This is a genomic window from Rhodococcus sp. WS3 (assembly GCF_003797085.1).
Classification (GTDB): Bacteria; Actinomycetota; Actinomycetes; order Mycobacteriales; family Mycobacteriaceae; genus Rhodococcus_F; species Rhodococcus_F globerula.
In genome coordinates this window covers 2,721,662-2,740,680 of the sequence record NZ_RKMA01000001.1, presented here as the reverse complement: position 1 = coordinate 2,740,680, position 19,019 = coordinate 2,721,662, and the positions used below count along the sequence as shown (strand labels likewise).

Sequence of the window (19,019 nt, the reverse complement as noted above, 5' to 3'; positions counted from 1 at the left end):
CTCACCGGTAAATACCCTCAGTCTCGCGGCAATCCGAGCATGCGCTCACCGATCACGTTGAGTTGCACCTCGGTTGTGCCGCCGTAGATGGTGGTGGCACGGCCCGAAATGAGCTGCTCCATCGCCTTGTCGCTTGGCTGACCTGGGATGCTGACCGCTCCGGCAGCACCCAGTTCGGCGACGACGAACTCGGCGATCGACTGGCTGATCTTCATCGCCAACAGCTTGCCGACGCTCGACGTAGTACTCACGTCGATTCCCGAAAGTTGCTTGAGCACAACGCGGGAGCCGATGAGGTCGATAGCCTGACTCTCGGCCACCAGCTCGCCGACGCGGTAGCGTCCGATCGGGCTCAGGTCTGCTGACTTCGCGAACTTCAGTAGATCGGAGTCCGAGGCGTACGCCTCCATCTTCTGGCTCAGTGCGACGCGCTCGCCTGCCAGCGTCGTACGCGCGACGTTCCAGCCGTCGTTGACCTCGCCGACCACGTTCTCGTCGGGGATGAAAACGTCGTCGAGGAACACCTCGTTGAACAACGCCGAACCCGTCATCTCACGCAGCGGGCGGACGGTGATGCCCGGTGTCGACATGTCCAGGACGAAGTACGTGATGCCCTGATGCTTCGGCTTGGTGGCGTCCGTACGGGCGATCAGCATTGCCCAGTCGGAGAACTGCGCAACCGTGGTCCAGATCTTCTGACCGGTGATCTTCCAACCGCCGTCGACCTTTTCGGCCTTCGTCGACAGTGACGCGAGGTCGGAACCAGCACCGGGCTCACTGAAGAGCTGGCACCACACCAACTCACCCTGCAGGGTCGGTACTGCCAGTTCCTGCTTCTGCTTGTCCGAACCATGCGCTACGACGGCCTGCACGGCCCAGGTGCCCATCAGAAGCTGCGGCATCGAGATACCGGCAGCCTTGATCTCCTGGGAGATGACGATCTGCTCCAGCGGAGCGGCGCTGCGCCCGTACGGCTTCGGCAGGTGAGGCTGAACCCAGCCGCCGTCGCCGAGCGCGATCAACTGGTCGTCCTCGTCGAGATCGACCAACTGGGCAAGCTCAGCCGCAATGTCTCCGCGGATCTCCTCCGCCTCTGGCGGCAGTTCGAGAACCGAAGCCCGGCTGACACCGTCAAGTGCCTGCTGCGCAACACGATTGGCGCGATCCTCGCGGGTACCGAGAATGCCGCGGATCGAGAGCGCGCGCCGGTAGTACAGGTGGGCGTCGTGCTCCCACGTGAATCCGATGCCGCCATGGACCTGCACACAATCCTGCGCTACCTGCACTGCGGCGTCCGGCACGATGACTGCGGCGATATCGGCGGCAAAATCTGCCGTGTCGTCGCCCTTGTCCAATGCGCTTGCCGCATCCCACACAACGGCGCGTGCCTGCTCGAGCGCAATGCCCATCTGCGCACACTTGTGCTTGACGCCCTGGAACTGGCCGATGGGTCGCCCGAACTGCACGCGTGTCTTGGCGTACTCCGACGCAGTGGAAACACACCAGGACATGACGCCGACGTCTTCGGCGCCGAGAACGACTGCGGCAATGGACCGTACCCGCGCCTCGGTAAGACCGTCGAGTATCCGTTCGGCGCTGATCTGAACATTGTCAGCTTCGATCCGCGCACTGCCGCGCAGCACGTCGATGCTGTCCTGCACGGTGATCGCGACTGCGCTGCTCTCGAGCACCGCGTAGCGGACACCCTCGGGCAACTGGATCGGGACCAGCAGCACGTCGGCGTGTTCACCACCGAGCACACCGTCGAGTGCGCCCGTGATCTTGTATCCGCCGTCCGACGACTCGGCCGTCAACGGTGCACCCAAGGCGACTGCTGCCGTACGACTTCCGTCGATCAGACCCGGCAGGAACTCGGGTCCCGCCTTGGAATCAGCGGCGCCGAGAACGGCGCTTGCCAGTACCGTCGGAACAAACAGGCCGGGAGAGACAGTGCGGCCCAATGCTTCCAGTGCCACCGCCAAGGTCAGCAGACCGGCGCCGTGACCACCCTGTTCTTCCGGAACCGCGAGCCCGAGAAGGTCCTGCCCGACCAGTGCCGTCCAGAACTCGGGAAACTTGTCCTCGGTCCTCGACTCCACCGCCGCGCGCACCTGCTCGGCAGTGATGGTGCGCTCGGCGAAGGAGCGCACCGAATCTGCGAGTGCGGTGTGCTCCTCACTCAGCCCGAGGCCGAGTTCGTATGCGTTGCGTGCCATGCGCTTACAGACGTTCTGCGAGGTCGGCGGTGGTCCAGGGACCCTCGCTCTCGATGGTGTTCACGCCATGCCAGCCGGCGAGTTCCGTGATAGCACCACCCTGAACGGCGTACACCTTGCCGGTCAGCTTGCAGTCCGCTGCTGCAAGATAGGCCACCAACGGGGAGATGTTGGACGGCGCAAACGCGTCGAACTCACCCTCGGGGACCTCAGCGGCGAACAACGCGCCCATACCGGGTGTCGCCAGCGTCAGCCGAGTACGCGCGATCGGCGCAATAGCGTTGACACGCACGCCGTATCGATCGAGCTCGTCAGCGGCCACCAGAGTCAGGGCTGCGATGCCCGCCTTGGCGGCGCCGTAGTTGCCCTGGCCCGCGTTGGGCATGAAGGTGCCCGAAGCCGAAGCAGTGTTGATGACCGACGCGTTGACGGTCTCGCCTGCCTTGCTCTGGTCCTTCCAGTACGCGGCAGCGTGGTGCAGCGTCGCTGCGTGCCCCTTGAGGTGCACGGCAATGACTGCGTCCCACTGGCTCTCGTCCATACCCGCGATGAAGGCGTCGCGAAGAATGCCGGCGTTGTTGACCAGAACGTCGAGTCGGCCGAACTCGCTGACGGCCTGCTTGACGAGGCCCTCGGCGCCGTCCCAGGTGGCGATGTTGTCGGTGTTGGCGACGGCTTTGCCGCCTGCAGCGACGATCTCGTCGACTACCTGCTGCGCGGGGCCGGCATCTGCGCCGGATCCGTCGTTTGCGCCGCCGAGATCGTTGACCACGACGCTCGCACCCTCACGAGCGAAGAGCAGCGCATGCTCACGGCCGATACCGCGTCCTGCTCCGGTGATGATCGCTACGCGACCGTCGAGACTTCCCATCAGTTCAGATTCCCATCAGTTCAGTTGTCGGACATGAAGACTCATTTGTCGGCGATGACCGCGAGGCCGTCCTTGATGACGAGGTCACCGACCGCGCTGGTTTCGTACGAGTACGACGTGGCTCCGTCTGCCGAACCCGACTTGTAGAACACCGTCTCGATGTCCTGGGTCGGGAGTACGGGTTTCGCGAATCGCACTGCGAGACGGCGCAACCGCTCGGTCTCTCCGCCCGCCAGTTCGGTCAGGGCTCCCCACGACGTGAACGCCATCGTGCACAGTCCGTGGTTGATGATTCCGGGGAGCCCGGACATCCGAGCGATCTCCTCGTCGAGGTGGATCGGCATCGGATCGCCGGAAGCCGGTGAGTACCGGAACGTCTGGTCCTCGTCGATATGCTGGTTCATCACCGCTGCGGGACTACCCGCGCGAAGAGCGTCGTCGAATCGGTGTTCGGGAGCCTTCTCGCCCAGTCCGGGGCCCGCGTCGACCTTGCGGAAGAACGCTGTCATCCATTGCTCGTTGACCAATTCACCCTTGTCGGTTTTGGTTTCGACGTAGATGACGACGGTGGAGCCGTTGTCCCGGCCCTCGAATCCGATGGGCTTGGCGCGAGCGACCAGATGGTCACCGGGGTAGATCGGACGGTGGAACAGGAAGTCCTGCTCACCGTGAACGAGCTTCATCAGCAGTTCGACCGGCGCCACCGACAGCGCAGCGGGTGCCATCGACATGAAGACGGGTACCACCGCGAAGACCGGCGGAGCGATCTCGCCCTTCAGGTGTCGCTCGATGGGATCGTTGGTGGCAGCGGCATATTCGGCGATGCGCTCAGCTGTCACCTCGAAGTGCTCCGGATCGGTCCATACGTCCAGCCCGGACGTATCGAATTCGACCGCGTTGGTCTTCGGTGTCGTCATTGAGCCGTTACCCGACCAGCTCGGCGAACTTAGCCAGCGAGGCCTCGAGATCAGCCTTGGCGTTCTTGGCAACTGCCTTGCCGATCGGCCCGACGATCATGGTGCCCTTGAAGCTGGCGTCGACGGTTGCCTTCGAACCCGCACCGTCGGCCTCGACCGAGAGAACGAATTCGACGGTGACGCCGGCCATTCCGGTACCGGCAATCTTGACCATCTTCGGAACCTCGACCTCTTCGACGGTCCACTCGATCTTGTTTGCCATACCCATCACGGAGACGACCTCGGTGAACTTGGCGCCCAACGCAACCTGGGTGGGGAGTTCACTCTTCCAGCCCTGGTGAATGGTGAGCCACTCTTCCCAGCGAGACAGGTCGGAGAGCGCATCCCAGGTCTTCTCGGGGGATGCGGGCAGTACAGCGGAGACGGAAACGGAAGCCATGATGAAACTCCTAGTGGGTAGCTAGCGGGTTGTGGGTGTGATTCAGCGTGCGTAGGGCTTGTATGCGGTCACGACAACTGCGCCGCCGAGTCCGATGTTGTGCTGGAGCGCGACCTTCGCGCCGTCGACCTGACGCTTATCGGCGGTTCCGCGGAGCTGCCAGGTGAGTTCGGCGCACTGTGCGAGGCCGGTTGCACCGAGGGGGTGACCCTTGGAGATGAGGCCCCCGGACGGGTTGACCACCCAGCGTCCGCCGTAGGTGGTGTCGTCGGCGTCGACGAGCTTGCCGCCGTCACCTTCTGCGCACAGTCCGAGCGCCTCGTAGGTCAGCAACTCGTTTGTGGAGAAGCAGTCGTGGAGTTCGATGACGTCGACGTCGTCGGCGGTGATCCCGGCCTGCGCGTACACCTTCTCAGCGGCCTTACGGGTCATGTCCGCGCCGACGAGACTGATCGCGCTCTTGTCCTCGAAGGTGCTGTTCATGTCGGTGACCATGGCCTGCCCGACGATCTCGATCGCCTGAGCAGCGAGCCCGTGCTTCTCGACGAATGCTTCGCTGGCGATGATTGCCGCGCCGGATCCGTCGGACGTGGGCGAGCACTGGAGCTTGGTGAGCGGCCCGTGGATCTGACGTGCTTCGAGGATCTGTTCGAGGGTGTACTCGTCCTGAAACTGGGCGTACGGGTTGTTCAATGAGTGCTTGTGGTTCTTGACGGCGATCTTCGCGAACTGCTCGGCAGTGGTTCCGAAGCGTTCCATGTGCTCGACGCCGGCAGCACCGAACATGTACGGAGCGGGCGGCATCGCGAACTCCTGCAGCTCGGCGAGAGCGAGGAGGTGCCGCATGAGTGGCTGTTCACGGTCGTCGTAGGTGGATCCGAGGGACCCGGACTGCATCTTCTCGAAGCCCAGCGCCAGTGCGCAGTCGGCCTGACCGCTCTTGACTGCCTGCGTGGCGAGATAGAGCGCGGTCGATCCCGTCGAACAGTTGTTGTTGACGTTGACGATGGGGATGCCTGTCAGACCGAGCTCGTAGACAGCGCGCTGACCTGCGGTGGACTCGCCGTAGACGTAGCCGACGTATGCCTGCTCGACCTCGGTGTAGTCGATACCCGCGTCTTCGAGCGCCTTGGTACCCGACTCGCGTGCCATGTCGGGGTAGTCCCACTCGCGGGCTCCCGGCTTCTCGAACTTCGTCATGCCGACGCCGACGACAAAAACCCTGTTACTCATTGCCACTCCTGAAGAGAACGGTATCTGTGTGTGACACGCTGTCCCACCAAAGTATGTGAGACATCTTGTCCAGTCAATGGCCGGGTGAGTATCGTTCGATTTATGACAAAAACAGCCGAGTCGGCGCAGCCCGACGGGCGCAGCACTCGCTGGAACGATCACAAGGAGCAGCGCAAAGCGCGGATCCTCGACGCAGCACTCGATGCAGTCAACGAAGGTGGCGCCGATGTCGGCGTCCAGCAGATCGCCGAGCGCGCCGACGTCCCCCGTTCCGTTGTCTACCGGATCTTCAAGGATCGAGCCGACCTCGACGAGCAGCTGCGAGTCCGCATCCTCGAGATGATGATGACCGACCTGACACCGACCCTCACACCGCAAGGTACGGTCGGCGAGGCCATCTCACGGGCAGTCGAGACCTACCTTCAATGGATTGTGAAATACCCACGACTGCACCACTTTTTAGGCAAGGGCTCGCCGAGCACCCGAGCTACCGGTTCGAAAGTGGTGACCGGAACCAAGACAGCCATCGCCGTCCAGTTGGGAAACCTGTTGGGTGCGATCCTCGCCAGCCGCGGCAAACCGTCGAAGATGGCAGAGCCCTTGGCTTTCGGCGTCATCGGCTTGGTCGACGTCAGCGTCAATCGTTGGCTCAGCCAACCCGGTTCCGACGTGTCCGGCACTGAATTGGCCGAGTTCCTCGAGCTTTCTATCTGGCAGGTTCTCGACGGAAATCTGCGACGGATGGGTGTGGACATCACTTTGGAGACGCCGATATCGGAGTTGTAGGCAGCAAAGTGCACCGGGGCATGTCTGATCCCCGGTGCACATGGTGGTTTTTCAGGCTGCTGTTGGCGGTGTGTTCCCGGGAACGGGAACTTGATACGGATCCACGGACATCGGTGGATAGAACCGGGTTTTTCGGTCGTCTCCGATGTCGACTCGCCACTGCATGTGATGCATCATCCGATGGTGGTGCCCGCAGAACAAGATCAAATTATCGAGATCCGTTGGGCCGTCATCGAGCCAGTGGATCAGATGATGGGCGTCGCACCAGCCCGGTGGGGTGCCGCAACCGGGGAAGGCACATCCGCCGTCCCGAACCGTCAGGGCCCGCCGCTGCGGGACGCTGGCAAGTCGCGCTTTCATGCCGTGATTGAGGGGAACACCGTTGCTATCGAGAAGGATTCGGGTGACCTCGCAGTCGCAGGCCAGCATGCGGGCGGTGTCGAGGCTGATGGGGCCGGCCCAGTTGGTGATCGCGTACCCGAGTTCCTCGGTGGAAGGCAACATGTCTTTGAGGGCATGAAGATCGGTCATGTCTTTTGCGGTGGCGGTGATCGTCAGGTGCGGTTTCACGCCGCCTTCGACGGGACCGAGACCCGCGGCTTCGTAGCGGCGCAGCATTTCGCAGAACCCGTCGGCGCGTCGAAGTGCCAGGGTGCGTCCGTCTTTCACACCGTCCTTCTCCGGCGTGGGCGCCGAGAGGGCGGACAGTAGTGCGATGAGACGGGCACCGTTGACGGCGTCGAGGTCACCTTTCACGCTGACTCGCCCGTACAAACCGCGGGAGGCGTAGAACTCGTTGAGCTCGGAATCCTCACCGGCCGGCACTCCGTCGGCGCGGTTGCCGTACTGCTTCTGAATCCGCCGGATCGCGGCGCGGACGGAATCGCAGTCGGTGACCTTTTTCGAGGCGAGGGTCAGGAGGATGTCGCGGGCTTTCTCGACGTCGGCGAGGCTCATGTTCTTGGGCGGGTGCTGACAGAAGTGGGCGACCTGACGCGCTTTCAACGCATCGATATCACCGTCGTGAAAAGATTGTCCGACAACAGGTTCGAGCATGAACAACCGCGCCAGGCCCACCAACTGGCTGCATTCACCGATCTCGAGATTGGTGGACAGGTGCAGCCACTGTGCGATAGCGCGGAATCCTTTGCCGCCGAGGGTGTCGCGGGTGAACATTTCCGTGATCATCACAACCATGCGGGACTGCATCTCGTGCCGGGCGCGAGCGAGGTCGAGTACCTCGGTCTTGAGGCCCTCGCCGTCGTATTGCCACGCTTCCCGACTGTCCATGAACTAATCTTAGTCGAACATAATTTCGATTCCTAGGGACATATCGGACACGTTTAAGCGAATCTGTGCTCGAGACTTGTTGACGTACAAGAATATTCAATGAACCGTGACCCACAGTTGCGCACTGCCATCGTGCCCAATCATGCAACGATTCGAAAGAACCCGTCTACTCCGAAGCGGGCTTGTAACCCTTGCCCTGCATCCACGCCAGAACGTCGAGGATCCGCACTGCGGGCACTACTTCGTCCAGACCTGCCAGATCGCGTAGGCCCTGCAATCGCGATTGGAGTTCCCCGTCGCGCAAGGCGCCGCGCACCGGCTCCAGATGGGCGGCCTTCGTTCCGAGTTCTCGACCGACGACGTCGTCGTAGATCGGGAAGAGCCGCGGGCGTTTGCGAGCAATCAGCTTGGATGCCATCGTGCGGCCGACGCCGTGGATCTCGCGCAGCGCTGTCTCCAGCCGCCACACCGGAGATTCCGGCGTCAAAGGATCAACTTCGTCCACCAGATCGCGATCTGGACCTACATCAGCCAGGAGCGCATTCAGTGAAGCGTTGCTCTCCCCCAGCAGGAACAATGCACCCTGGGCCGGAACCTGAACCGAGAGAAGTGTCACTGCGACAAGATCTTCCGCAGTGAAGACGTCCGCATCGCGACCACGATTACCACTGGGATCCCAGGAATCCCACAACGCACCGGTACGGAGATACCCTGTCTTTCGGAGCGGCCTCGTGAAGTACTCCTGCAACACGTCGACGGCGCCGGCATCGTCACCGTCTCGCAGCACACGCGGCAAGCGGATGGACATTTGCTCAACCATGATCGACCGACCTTTCGAGTACGTACTTGGCAAATCCGGGGTTGTGGTACTGCCGGAAAGGCCCTTTGCCCTTGGCTACGAGATGCTCCGCCAGCGGCCGAACGGTCGACGCGTCGACGGGCAGTTCGGCGAACTGCTCCAACGCTTCCGAGTCCTCGAGGCTGCAGTCGATCATGGTCCCGTCGCCGTCGGCTGAAGCTAACGCAGTACGCCGGATACCGAGCAAATCGTGTTTCGCAGCAAGTTCCTCGATACTGCAACCCGTTCGGGATTCCAACGCCGAACTCGACACGAAGACCGACATGACGTGTTCGATCGGTTGCCCGCCGACAAGATGACACTCGACGCTCAGCACTTCCATCGGACCGATGTTGAGGGTGAACAATCGATGGCGATCCGCGGATCGGTTTGTCGACGGCAGGCAGCTGATCGTCCACTGCTCGATCTCGACTGCCGCCGGAGCATCGAATGCGTAGGAAAGAACCTCTGCAATCAGCTCGGCGAGATCCTCGAAGAGTGGGTCGCCCTGCAATCGCTCGAAGTTCTCGACCGAGGCGGCGGGGCGCACAGGCGCTTTGCTCACCGCGGCCCCCTCTCATCCGATGAGGTCGAAACCTTACGTCTCACCTCGCATCAAAGGTACCCAGCGCTATGGAGCCCTCGCGCGTTCGCCCTCACATAGAGCGCCGCGTTATGGTTCTCAACACGTACCACTGCCTTACCGATCGCTAACTCGAGGAGCATACGAAGTGGAAATCAAGGGAACCGCAGCACTGGTCACCGGAGCAGCTTCCGGACTGGGTGCAGCTACGGCCAAGCGCCTCGCCGATGCCGGCGCTACCGTCTTCGGCCTGGATCTGCCCGCATCGATCGAACGCGCCGGCGACAATGTCCCCGCCGGTGTCACCCTCATCCCCACCGATGTGACCAGCGGCGAAGAGGTCGAAGCTGCCATCAACCAGATCGTCGAATCCGGCTCTCCGCTGCGAATCGTCGTCAACTGCGCCGGCGTCGGCTGGGCCGGACGCATCCTGTCCAAGAACGGCCCGCATGACCTCGAGCTGTTCCGCACGGTCATCACTGTGAACCTGCTCGGCACGTTCAACGTCATGCGCCTGGCGGCCGACGCCATTGCCAAGACAGATACCGTCGACGACTCGGGCCAGCGCGGGGTTGTCATCAACACCGCATCTGTTGCCGCATTCGAAGGCCAGATCGGACAGATCGCCTACTCCGCATCCAAGGGCGGCGTGCACGGCATGACGGTTCCGGCTGCCCGCGACCTGGCTCAGTTCGGCATCCGCGTCAACACGATCGCTCCCGGCATCATCGACACCCCGATGCTCGCGGGCGTCACCGACGAGTACCGCAAGGGCCTCGAAGCCGGCGTTCCGTTCCCGTCGCGTCTGGGCCAGCCGTCCGAGTACGCGCAGCTCGCTCAGATGATCGTCGAGCACGACTACCTCAACGGCGAGACCATCCGCATGGACGGCGCTCTCCGTATGACACCGCGGTAGGTTTCTGTTGCCTTGTGCGCCTTTGTCAACCGCCCGCGGTTAACAAAGGCGCACAAGGGCTATGACCGTTTGAGGTATTCGGCGACGTCCGCCGCCGGTATCGGCTCGCTGATGTAATAGCCCTGAACCAACTCACAACCGGCGAATCACCTTCACTGAGCTCAGTGATGAATGATCTGTCGATTTTGAGAATGCCCACGGGCAGTTTCTTCAAACTCTCGAAAGACGAGTAGCCGGTTCCGAAGTCGTCCAACGCAATTGCGATCCCCGTCGCACGAAGACGGTCCAATTAGGCGACGCCGAGCGACGGACCGATCCACTCCGGAAACTGCACAGCCATCGGCATAGTCGGCATGACATACCCGGGAGGCGAAATCAGCGCTCTACCCCCTTGGGTGTCTACGGTGAACGTCGGGAACTCTTGTTTCCACCAATCGACGCACCCTTGCGAGATCGCATTGCCCGGAATCGATTTTTCCTCCACGATTTTCCAGTTCCCGAAAACATTCCACGAGGGTGGGCGTTGGGCACGTGGATCATGACCTCCCACATCGGTGTCTACGATTCCCGAACTGCCCGCAAGTTCAGCAGTATTCTCCAAAACTATACGCACTGAACCATCGAGAACAACCGAACTGTCAAATTTCGACGGCTTCTCGTGAACCAAATAGTCACACACAATTGCCGACACCGAATCTGAACTCTCCGAAAAATCGACAATATTCCGGAACCAAGTAAACCTATTGTCGTAGTCGGGAGTCTGATTCACGATCCACGAACTAATTGAAGAACGATCCCTGGAAATGTCACGAATCGCATCGATGTAGCCCGGATAAGTAAACTCTGGTCCGCCGGTATGGGTGTACGCAGTGGCTTCGGCAGTCGCTCGAATCAATTCAGCACCGCGACCGAATAAGTCGACACTAGGATCAGCCGACCACACCGTTGTGTGCGGAAACTCCGACGCCGGTGCGACATCGGCAGAATTCGTCGGCGATCTGTCGCTGCCACACGCTGAAATAGAGGCCACACATATCAGCGCTACCGCCACCGAAATTGCCCTGTTAGGGAGCATTCCACGCCACCGCATTATATTTTTCCAGCATCCGCGTCGCATGGAAATCAGTTGAGGAACCAAACGTCGAAAACATTGTGTCAATATCACCCAGCCTATAAGGTTTTTCGTTGGTCGCCTCCTTAATTTGATCCCAAGATTTCAATTCTCCATCATCGAATGCCCACCGGTAAACTTCCTTGAATTCAGGTGGTAATTCCGGTGCCGCATTCAGAATATTGTAAGCCTGTCTAGCTGAATCGAAACCTGCGAGTTTAGCGGTTTCAGGCCCTGAAGGCTGGGCACCGATTACCGACTCCTTCAACGGATCACCCCCGGCACCGATCATGGCGTTGATGTAATCCCCGCCAGGGAGGTTTCCGATTCCCAAGGTTCCGAGACTCATCAAGGCGCCATATGCATTGTTCTTGCGTGCATATATTTCGGCTGCCTGCGCCGCCTTGTCGTCGTAACCATCCTGAGTGCCACGCATCAATCCGTAGTCTGTCAGCCCCGCCAGCCTTCCCGCAGTATCCAAATTGTTGGCTGCACTTTCCCCCATAGGGTTCAGCGCATATGCACCCTGCTTCGCGAGCATCTCCTGGTATGCCGCTCGGGTAAAGTTCGTGCCAGCCGTTTCGTCGGTATTCATCAGAGCGAACACGTTTGCCGAGCCAGTGTAGTGACGAAACCCGTCGGGATCAGTCCACCCTCCGATGCTGAAACCTGGATGATTCTCAGGATCTTCACCAGCCAGATCAGAAACGTAGGGACTCATACTATTCGAAACTGTCTGCAACAGAGCGGGATTGAGCTGACCAGTCGACTGGTCGTCGGCTTCAGGGATATTGGACAGCAACTTCCACGCGTCGTCAGTACTAACCGCTTCCCCAACAGCTGACATGATGCTGCCGGTACGAGTTGCCGTGGCCACATCGATGGGATCATTCGGATTCTCCACAGTGGCATCACCATCCGGGAAGTCGAAGAGCGTCGACGCGGCTTTACCGTCGTCAGTCCAGTTGTGGGACAGCACATCCTTCACGAAGTCGCTGCCGATCTCTGGATTGTTGACAACGGCATCGACGGCAATTTTGTCATGTCCCACAGCGGTGAAGATCTGCTCGGTGACGGCCATGTCCTGGGTACCACGCCCATCGACCATGAAGTACTCGAACTTGTGTTCCGGGTTCTGTTCATGAGCGACCTGCGCATCCAGGTATTTCTGCCCCACGTCGAGAAGCGCACTGTCCAGGGTGCTTCCGCTCTTGTACTGATCGTCGCCCATCGAAACGATGTCGGCGATCGCCTGATTGTCGGCAACCCCGTTGAGTGCGATGCTGGGAAGGCCGGATCCGCCAGCTACTTCAAAGCTGTTTACCACCAAGTCATCCCGAGTCAGAGACTCTCGCATCATGTCGGGTAGAAGGTTCAGACCGCCCTTGGTCGGAACGTCCGGATCACCCTCGACCGTCGCGCTGACGTTCTCGTTGGACAGTATCTGCAGCGAGTTTGCGACCGCAGCCTGCGCATCGGGCGGCAACTTCGAGAGCAGGTCTTCGATCTCCTGGGGCGATTTCCCATCCAGTGATCTTCCCAGCTGATTGAGGTATTCCATCTGCGACGCCGGGATTATCGCAGTTTCACCACGCTCCAACGCCGTGACCTGTTCCGGTGTCAGGTGGCCGGTTTCCGTGATCCGCTGCAATTGTTCCGGCGTCATCGACGCCGGATGTGTGGCTAGAGCGTCAGAATCACTCTTACCCTGCTCCCCACCCGAGGTAGCTGCGGATACAAATGTCACACGTAGCCCGTCACGAGCGCCTGCCAGGGAGCTTCGCACAGTGTTGTCCGCATTCTCGGTGGCATTTGCGGCGTCGGTCAGTTCACGTTGCCGTTCGACCATCAGGGCAACACGGGCTGTGTCCGGTTCGGCCGCGGTGTCGGTGAGAAGAAGCGCGGCCGAGACCACAAATCTATCCGCTTCTGCTGCAAGAACAGCCATTCGGGCCCGCTGCAAGGGAGCGTCGATCTCGTGAAAGCCTTGCTGTGCGGTTTTTGCCAGAGCTTCGAGAGCATCGACAACCTCGCCGGCAGTCTTCCTGTCTGCGGCGGCCCTGTCCTGAGCCGCTTCCGCGGTCTTTCCTTCCCAGTAAGCACCGTGGACGGTGGTAACACTGCTGAGGTACCGGGAAAACAGATCTTCCGCCTTGCTGCCCAAGGTAATCCACGCGTCGGCAACGGCAGTGAGCGACGCTGGATCCCACGATTCGATCTGTGCACGCGTCGGGGTCATGCGGTGGGTTCCTGGGCGACCCAGGCGCCTGTGGCGTCGGTGTACGCGGTGGCAAGTTCGGCCGCAGACTGCTCGTCGCAACTGCGGAACTTTTCGGCGACGTTGATCATGATGTCGCCGGTCTCGCCCAACCGTTCCTGCAATGAGGGAACCAGCACACCCTCGACAAGCTCGTGCGAGATCGCTGATGCTTCGAGAAAAGAGGTCAGCACCGTATTCGCAGGCACAAAAGGGAGATTCCCGAGCAAGGGCCCAGGCGCCAGGGGGACAAACGTGCCACCAGTGGCGGGAGGAGCACCGGCCGACGGTCCCACGCTCAGCCGACCAGCTTCATCCGCGAGCCCGTGTAGCACCCCGCCCAAGCTTTTCAATTCAGCAATATCGGCCGCAAACGTACCCACGATCCCCCCTCGGACGTACGAGTCAGACCCCCCGACTCATGCAACGCGGGCCAAGTATACGTCGAGTAAGCCGGATTACAGATCCGAGGCGAGTGGAATTTCCTTCTCCGCGCGGTCCGTCATCCACTCACGTAAGACCTTGGTGGCGATGACATCATCCTCGTTGTACTGCAGGATCCGCGTCCGTTGCGTCTCGTCCGGCTCACCGTCGTAGCCGACCGCCTCGCGGTACCACGCCATCGACGCTTCACCACCGGCTTCGGCGTCGCGCCAATGGAATCCGGCAACGGGCGCAATCTTTTTGAGCCCCTTGCCATCCGGGCAGATGAACTGATCGCTGACGGCTTGGTAGATGTCCACCCACTGCGGACTGTCGATAAACTCCCGGATCTCTTCCTTGGTCGGAATGCCCGGTTCACCGGCAAATCGACGCGCAGAATCCAGAAGCCATTTGTCCTCCGCCGAACGTGAATAGCAGTAGGCGGCAAAGGTTTTACCGGACACCGATGCGGCCGCACGCTCTGCCATCAGCCAACCCCAGAACTCCGCAAACGATCGCGCCTCGTCACGTGTCGGCAACGGATCCCACGTCGCAAATCCCCGATACATCGAGAAGCCACCGACATTGAGCAAAGTTCCCCACAAATAGGCACCGTGCTCCTGGTAACTCTCCATGTCGACATCGATCTCGATATCGGCGCGCGTCACCGAGATCTTGTCGAACCGTCGTACCAACGGAGCGCCCGCCAGCCACGCCTTCGCGATGACGACGGCGTCGTCGAAGTTTCCGTGTGGCCAATCCTCGAGCGGCTCGCCCTCCCAGGCCGCGAGCTGATCGATGGTGTTGCATCCGGCGTCACGCAGAAGCTCGGCCCGGGAACCGACCGCAACCAGACTGACATCACGGTTGCGGACCAACTCTTCCTTGCACTCCGTCCACCACGGGCACGATTTGCACTCACTGACCTGAGAGGGAGACGTCAGCACCTCACCGCGCGCCACGGCAATCCTGTCGTCGTAGCGCTCGTCGTAGTCCTCGAGAATCGCACTCAGGTCGTGAACGAGGATGCAGTCGCCGTTGTAACCGATCGCACCCGCCTGCAACGACGGACTCGCCAGTCCCCGGCGCTCGAGCATCCGGTAGACCTGCGCGACGCGCATCTGATCACGAACCTGGCCTCGCACCTTGCGCTTCGGATCGACTGCAGGCTCCCACTCGAACAGGCCAGATGTGATCGCACCCTGCCCCGGGTCGGTGACCTTGTGGTTGACAACGATCACCGGGATATAGCCGCCGCCGTCGGTATCGCGGATCAGCATTTCGCATCGACCCTTGCGGCCGGTGTCACGTTCGACAGGCAACACGGCGCCCCAGATGCGGTCGGCGCCGGCTTCACATGCGGCCAGCGTGTCGCGAGCTTGCGCCGCCGTCGACTGATCGGCGTTGATCCGCACCCAACGATCGGGAGCGGCACCGATCACCAGCTCCGCGATCTCCGCGCGCTTGGCGGTTGCCGATTCCTGACGCTGTTTGATGCCCGTATCGAGAGGCTCCGACGCCCACTTGCCCGGAAACAATCCGTCGAGGCGCACCCGATGACGGCAACGCGTGAGCGCCCCTGAATCGATCAGAGGGAGCGAGGGCGCGGGGCTTTTATCGGAACACACGATGACGAAGATTATGTGCTCCCCTAGGCTGAAGCCGAAGCGCAGGTACCTGGCAGCGCACAAACACCTGGAAACGGGGTCCTTTTCGATGGGGTTGTTCAAGAAGCGAAAGTCTCGTGCCACCCGCAAGGCGGAGGCGAAGGCTCTCAAGCACAAGGCCGAGGTCGAGGCGAAACTCAACGCCAAGAGCCAACGCAAGCGCGACAAGGTTGAGACCAAGTCGATCAAGAAGCTGGAAAAGGCTGAGATCGAGTCGACGCACAAGATCGAAAAGGCGCAGATCGCCACGCTGAAGGCCCAAGAAAAGGCCGCTGTGAATCAGGGCCTGACCGTTGCCAAGGTGCGCAAGTACCTGGGTGTCGCTCGGCTACTGGCTCCGGTTCTGCTGCCGATCATCTATCGAGCGGCAACCGCGGTTCGTGGTCAGTTGGATACCGCGCGCGCTCAGAAGATGGGCATCGCCGTCGACCAACTGGGCGACTACACCGGCCACGGAGCCAAGCTGAGCGCCCGCATTGCGGGAGCGGAAAGCTCGGTCACCGAAATCCTCAGCCACAAGCCGAACGACGCCGAGACGCAGCGTTTTGCCGCAGCCATCCGTGAGCGTCTGAGCGACCTGAGCACCGCGGTGCGGGCGGCCGAGCAGATGCCGCAGGCTCGCCGCAAGGCCGCCCACCACGCTATTTCCTCCGAACTCGACGGCGTAGAGGCTGATCTGCTCGCACGCCTCGGCGTCCGCTAGACCTGCTCGAGTGTCCACCGACGCGCCCACGACAGCACTCCTTCGGGGTAGTGCTGTCGGGGCTGTGTCGACCGCTCTTGCCATCGCAGCGCACGGCCTGGCCGGCGGCGATGTACCGCCGGCGTCGGCGCTGACCCTGCTGATAGCCGTGTGTTCAGCCGTGGGCGCGATCACCGGAACGCTTCCCGTTCCGACCCGCGGACCACTACCACTCATTGCGGCTCTCGGCGCCGGCCAACTGGCAGCGCACACCACCATGACACTCTCCGTGCATTCTCATTCCCCTTCTCCGGGGCTGGCGATGCTCGGAGCACACATAGTCGCCGTGCTCGTCTGCGCGACCCTCGTGTTGGCTGCCGAGCGACTGTTCGGAGTCCTCACCCGCGTCGTGCAGGTTGTGCTGTCCGCGCCGGCGATGCCCGTCGCAGCGCTGATCCGCCGATTCCCGACGACGCACCACCTCGGCCCCAATGGCGCACTCCTTCGCGCCGGCATTTCCCCGCGCGGACCTCCCGCTCTGGTCTGAAGAACTCGCACTGAAACCCTTCACCAGACCAAGAGGACACATTCCGCATGAAGAACACCCTGATTTCGCGTGCGCTCATCACGGCAGCAGCAACCGGCGGGGCAATCCTGCTCGCCGGCGGAATCGCGTCGGCGCACGTCAGCGTCGTAGCTCCGGGAGCGACCCAGGGCGGGTACAGCGTTTTGACCTTCCGCGTACCCACTGAATCCGACACCGCGTCCACCACCAAGGTGACGGTGGCACTGCCCGACCTCAAGTCCGCGCGCACCGAACCGATGCCAGGTTGGACTGCCGTCGTCGAGAAGGACCCGACGTCGTTGGTCGCCAAGTCCGTCACCTGGACGGCAGATCCCGGTGTCGGCGTGGGCCCCGGCCAGTTCCAACAGTTCGTTCTCTCCGCCGGCCCGCTACCCACGCAGGACGAGGTCTCGTTCAATGCGGTGCAGACGTACAGCGACGGCAACGTCGTCAACTGGGATCAGGCCGCCCTCGCCGACGGCAGTGAGCCCGACAAGCCGGCGCCGTCCTTGACCTTGGCACCTTCGACGGGCGACGCGCACGGAAGCAGCGCCGATACTCACGCCACGAACGAGACAACTGCGACAGAATCATCGAACGACAACACCGCCCGCTGGCTCGGAGGAGCCGGACTGGTTCTCGGCGCGCTCGGCGCTGCACTGGGCCTGGGTGCACTTGTGAGGAGCAAGCGTTCATGAGCACACGACTGAAGGTCGTCACTATCGGCCTACTTGCCATGCTCGCGTCCATGCTCGGGGTGAGCACAGCCAGCGCGCACTCCGCGGTGGTCGGGTCGAACCCCGAGAACGGCGCATCCATCCAGGTTCCCCCGGACAACGTTTCCGTCAGTTTCAACGAAGCACTGCAAGCGCAGTTCGCGGCGTTGACCGTCACGGGCCCCGGTGACAGCCGCGATCAATGGTCCAAGGGCGAGCCCTCAGTCGAGGGGGCAACTGTGAGTGTGGACCTGGGAGATCTGGGACCCGCCGGTGTGTACACGATCGCGTATCGCGTCACGTCCGCCGACGGCCACCCGGTTCAGGGAACGTTGAACTTCACACTCACCGAGGCCGGTCCCGGCACCCCGGTCACCCCGGCCGCGTCGGACGGTGACAGTTCGTCGTCCGAGTCGTCGTCGAGCAGCATCCCGGTGTGGGGATTCATCCTCGCCGGTGTTGTCGTCTTCGGCGGCGCACTGTTCTTCGTGCTCCGCAAGCCGAAGTCGAGCTGATCCGTGAGCGGTACGGCAAACAGGTGGTGGTTGCTGTTTGCCGTACCCACAGCACTGCTGGGAGTGCTGATCGCGTGGGGATTAGCGAGTCCCGCCGGCCCTGAAGCGTCCAGCACGGTACGCGTCCTCGCCATCGGATGTGGTTCCGTGACACTGGGAATCGCCACACTCGCCTGGATGGGCCGGGGCGAGCGTCGGCCGGCTTCACCCAACAGCGCGATGTGGACACAACTCACTGCCATCGCCGCCGTGTGGCTGGTTGCCGAAATCGCCTTGCTCGCACTGAGTGCCGCTGCCGCCGACGGACAGCCGATCACCGCGTTGACCGTCGGCCACTTCGCAACTTTTGTCGGCGAAGTCAATGTCGGCCGGGTCGGAGCAGCCATCATCGTGTGCGCTTTTGCCGTCGTCTGCTACGGCGTCTACGGATTCAAGAACCCTGAAACAGCGCCCGTCGCACCGGCATTGGTTGTCACCGCACTCGCTCTCGCCACCCGACCCATCACCGGTCACATGGCGCAGCAGAGCTTCGGTTCCATCCTCGATGCCATCCATGTACTCGCTGCCGGCTTATGGTTCGGCGTCCTCGCCGCACTCGCGCTCGCCATGCCCGCTCGCGGTGCCTGGGCACTCTGGCTGCCCAAATACTCTGCTCTCGCGTGGCGATGCGTTCTTGCGCTGGTCATCACGGGAGTTGTCAACGCAGCCGTACGACTCGGATCTGTGACCGCGTTTGTCGACACTGCCTACGGCCGCGTCGTCCTCGCCAAGCTCGTTGCCGTTGCCCTGCTCCTCGGGTTGGGATGGTGGTGGCGTCGTACCTGGGTCGTCGCGAGTGCCGCCCACCGCATGAGCGCCGACGGATCGCTTCGCCGCGCAATCGGCGAAGTTGTCCTCATGGCAGTTGCTTTCGGGCTTGCAGCGGCCCTTGCCACTACCGCTTAGGGCCTTCGGCCCCGTGCGCCTTTTTGGTAGCGCCCACTACCAAAAAGGC

20 protein-coding genes are annotated in these 19,019 nt (G+C 61.8%); 7 read left to right on the top strand and 13 right to left on the bottom strand.

Annotation, left to right across the window (positions count from 1 at the left end; genetic code table 11):
• Positions 1-17: 17 nt before the first annotated feature.
• Genes EEB13_RS12445 through EEB13_RS12425 form a run of 5 tightly spaced genes read right to left on the bottom strand, consistent with a single transcriptional unit; the run spans position 18 to position 5,676 of the window.
• Complete coding sequence (locus EEB13_RS12445) at positions 18-2,216, bottom strand: acyl-CoA dehydrogenase (RefSeq protein ID WP_141485359.1); 2,199 nt, start codon at positions 2,214-2,216, stop codon at positions 18-20.
• Positions 2,217-2,220: 4 nt separating this feature from the next.
• Entirely contained in the window at positions 2,221-3,087 is an 867-nt protein-coding gene (locus EEB13_RS12440) for an SDR family oxidoreductase (protein ID WP_007735961.1), read from the bottom strand.
• A 41-nt stretch (positions 3,088-3,128) separates the two neighbouring features.
• Positions 3,129-4,004, bottom strand: a complete 876-nt coding sequence (locus EEB13_RS12435; RefSeq protein ID WP_033235205.1) for a MaoC/PaaZ C-terminal domain-containing protein — start codon at positions 4,002-4,004, stop codon at positions 3,129-3,131.
• Positions 4,005-4,011: 7 nt separating this feature from the next.
• Entirely contained in the window at positions 4,012-4,443 is a 432-nt protein-coding gene (locus EEB13_RS12430) for an SRPBCC family protein (RefSeq protein ID WP_019746343.1), read from the bottom strand.
• A 42-nt stretch (positions 4,444-4,485) separates the two neighbouring features.
• Positions 4,486-5,676 (bottom strand): lipid-transfer protein, encoded by a 1,191-nt coding sequence (locus EEB13_RS12425; RefSeq protein WP_007735955.1) that lies wholly within the window; start codon positions 5,674-5,676, stop codon positions 4,486-4,488.
• 102 nt (positions 5,677-5,778) lie between these two features.
• Here EEB13_RS12425 and EEB13_RS12420 point away from each other — a divergent pair, with 102 nt between their 5' ends.
• Positions 5,779-6,462 carry a TetR/AcrR family transcriptional regulator gene (locus EEB13_RS12420; protein ID WP_033235207.1) on the top strand — a complete coding sequence of 228 codons (684 nt, stop codon included), beginning with the start codon at positions 5,779-5,781 and terminating at the stop codon, positions 6,460-6,462.
• A 51-nt stretch (positions 6,463-6,513) separates the two neighbouring features.
• On the opposite strand, the gene EEB13_RS12415 is transcribed toward EEB13_RS12420, so the two are convergent.
• The 3 genes from EEB13_RS12415 to EEB13_RS12405 all read right to left on the bottom strand — a co-directional run bounded on the left by EEB13_RS12415 (position 6,514) and on the right by EEB13_RS12405 (position 9,155).
• Entirely contained in the window at positions 6,514-7,752 is a 1,239-nt protein-coding gene (locus EEB13_RS12415; RefSeq protein ID WP_141485358.1) for an HNH endonuclease signature motif containing protein, read from the bottom strand.
• 166 nt (positions 7,753-7,918) lie between these two features.
• A complete protein-coding gene (locus EEB13_RS12410; protein ID WP_141485357.1) occupies positions 7,919-8,572 on the bottom strand; it encodes a DUF6308 family protein in 654 nt (217 codons plus the stop codon).
• Positions 8,565-9,155 (bottom strand): hypothetical protein, encoded by a 591-nt coding sequence (locus EEB13_RS12405; RefSeq protein WP_116103878.1) that lies wholly within the window; start codon positions 9,153-9,155, stop codon positions 8,565-8,567. The genes EEB13_RS12410 and EEB13_RS12405 overlap by 8 nt, the downstream gene beginning before the upstream one ends.
• 166 nt (positions 9,156-9,321) lie before the next feature.
• Here EEB13_RS12405 and EEB13_RS12400 point away from each other — a divergent pair, with 166 nt between their 5' ends.
• Positions 9,322-10,089: an SDR family NAD(P)-dependent oxidoreductase gene (locus EEB13_RS12400; RefSeq protein WP_033235406.1), complete on the top strand. Its 768-nt coding sequence runs from the start codon at positions 9,322-9,324 to the stop codon at positions 10,087-10,089.
• A 25-nt stretch (positions 10,090-10,114) separates the two neighbouring features.
• Here EEB13_RS12400 and EEB13_RS32320 read toward each other — a convergent pair whose 3' ends face one another.
• The 5 genes from EEB13_RS32320 to EEB13_RS12375 form a co-directional block, all read right to left on the bottom strand.
• A complete protein-coding gene (locus EEB13_RS32320) occupies positions 10,115-10,342 on the bottom strand; it encodes an EAL domain-containing protein (RefSeq protein ID WP_315985025.1) in 228 nt (75 codons plus the stop codon).
• A 36-nt stretch (positions 10,343-10,378) separates the two neighbouring features.
• A complete protein-coding gene (locus EEB13_RS12390; protein WP_141485355.1) occupies positions 10,379-11,140 on the bottom strand; it encodes a hypothetical protein in 762 nt (253 codons plus the stop codon).
• Positions 11,141-11,153: 13 nt separating this feature from the next.
• Positions 11,154-13,364: a hypothetical protein gene (locus EEB13_RS12385; RefSeq protein WP_261984510.1), complete on the bottom strand. Its 2,211-nt coding sequence runs from the start codon at positions 13,362-13,364 to the stop codon at positions 11,154-11,156.
• A 71-nt stretch (positions 13,365-13,435) separates the two neighbouring features.
• Positions 13,436-13,840, bottom strand: a complete 405-nt coding sequence (locus EEB13_RS12380) for a hypothetical protein (protein WP_261984509.1) — start codon at positions 13,838-13,840, stop codon at positions 13,436-13,438.
• Between the two features lie 75 nt (positions 13,841-13,915).
• Complete coding sequence (locus EEB13_RS12375; RefSeq protein ID WP_092805486.1) at positions 13,916-15,472, bottom strand: TM0106 family RecB-like putative nuclease; 1,557 nt, start codon at positions 15,470-15,472, stop codon at positions 13,916-13,918.
• A gap of 124 nt (positions 15,473-15,596) precedes the next feature.
• Between EEB13_RS12375 and EEB13_RS12370 the strand changes: the two genes are divergently transcribed.
• From EEB13_RS12370 to EEB13_RS12350, 5 genes are read left to right on the top strand one after another with little or no spacing between them, the layout of a single operon-like run.
• Positions 15,597-16,250, top strand: coding sequence for a DUF6474 family protein (locus tag EEB13_RS12370; RefSeq protein WP_045066229.1), 654 nt, complete (start codon positions 15,597-15,599; stop codon positions 16,248-16,250).
• Positions 16,251-16,260: 10 nt separating this feature from the next.
• Positions 16,261-16,776, top strand: a complete 516-nt coding sequence (locus EEB13_RS12365; RefSeq protein ID WP_141485352.1) for a hypothetical protein — start codon at positions 16,261-16,263, stop codon at positions 16,774-16,776.
• A 47-nt stretch (positions 16,777-16,823) separates the two neighbouring features.
• Positions 16,824-17,492, top strand: a complete 669-nt coding sequence (locus EEB13_RS12360; protein ID WP_033235400.1) for a YcnI family protein — start codon at positions 16,824-16,826, stop codon at positions 17,490-17,492.
• Positions 17,489-18,025, top strand: a complete 537-nt coding sequence (locus EEB13_RS12355; protein WP_141485351.1) for a copper resistance protein CopC — start codon at positions 17,489-17,491, stop codon at positions 18,023-18,025. Before EEB13_RS12360 ends, EEB13_RS12355 begins: the two co-directional genes overlap by 4 nt.
• 3 nt (positions 18,026-18,028) lie before the next feature.
• Positions 18,029-18,970, top strand: coding sequence for a CopD family protein (locus EEB13_RS12350; RefSeq protein WP_045066226.1), 942 nt, complete (start codon positions 18,029-18,031; stop codon positions 18,968-18,970).
• Positions 18,971-19,019 lie beyond the last annotated feature (49 nt).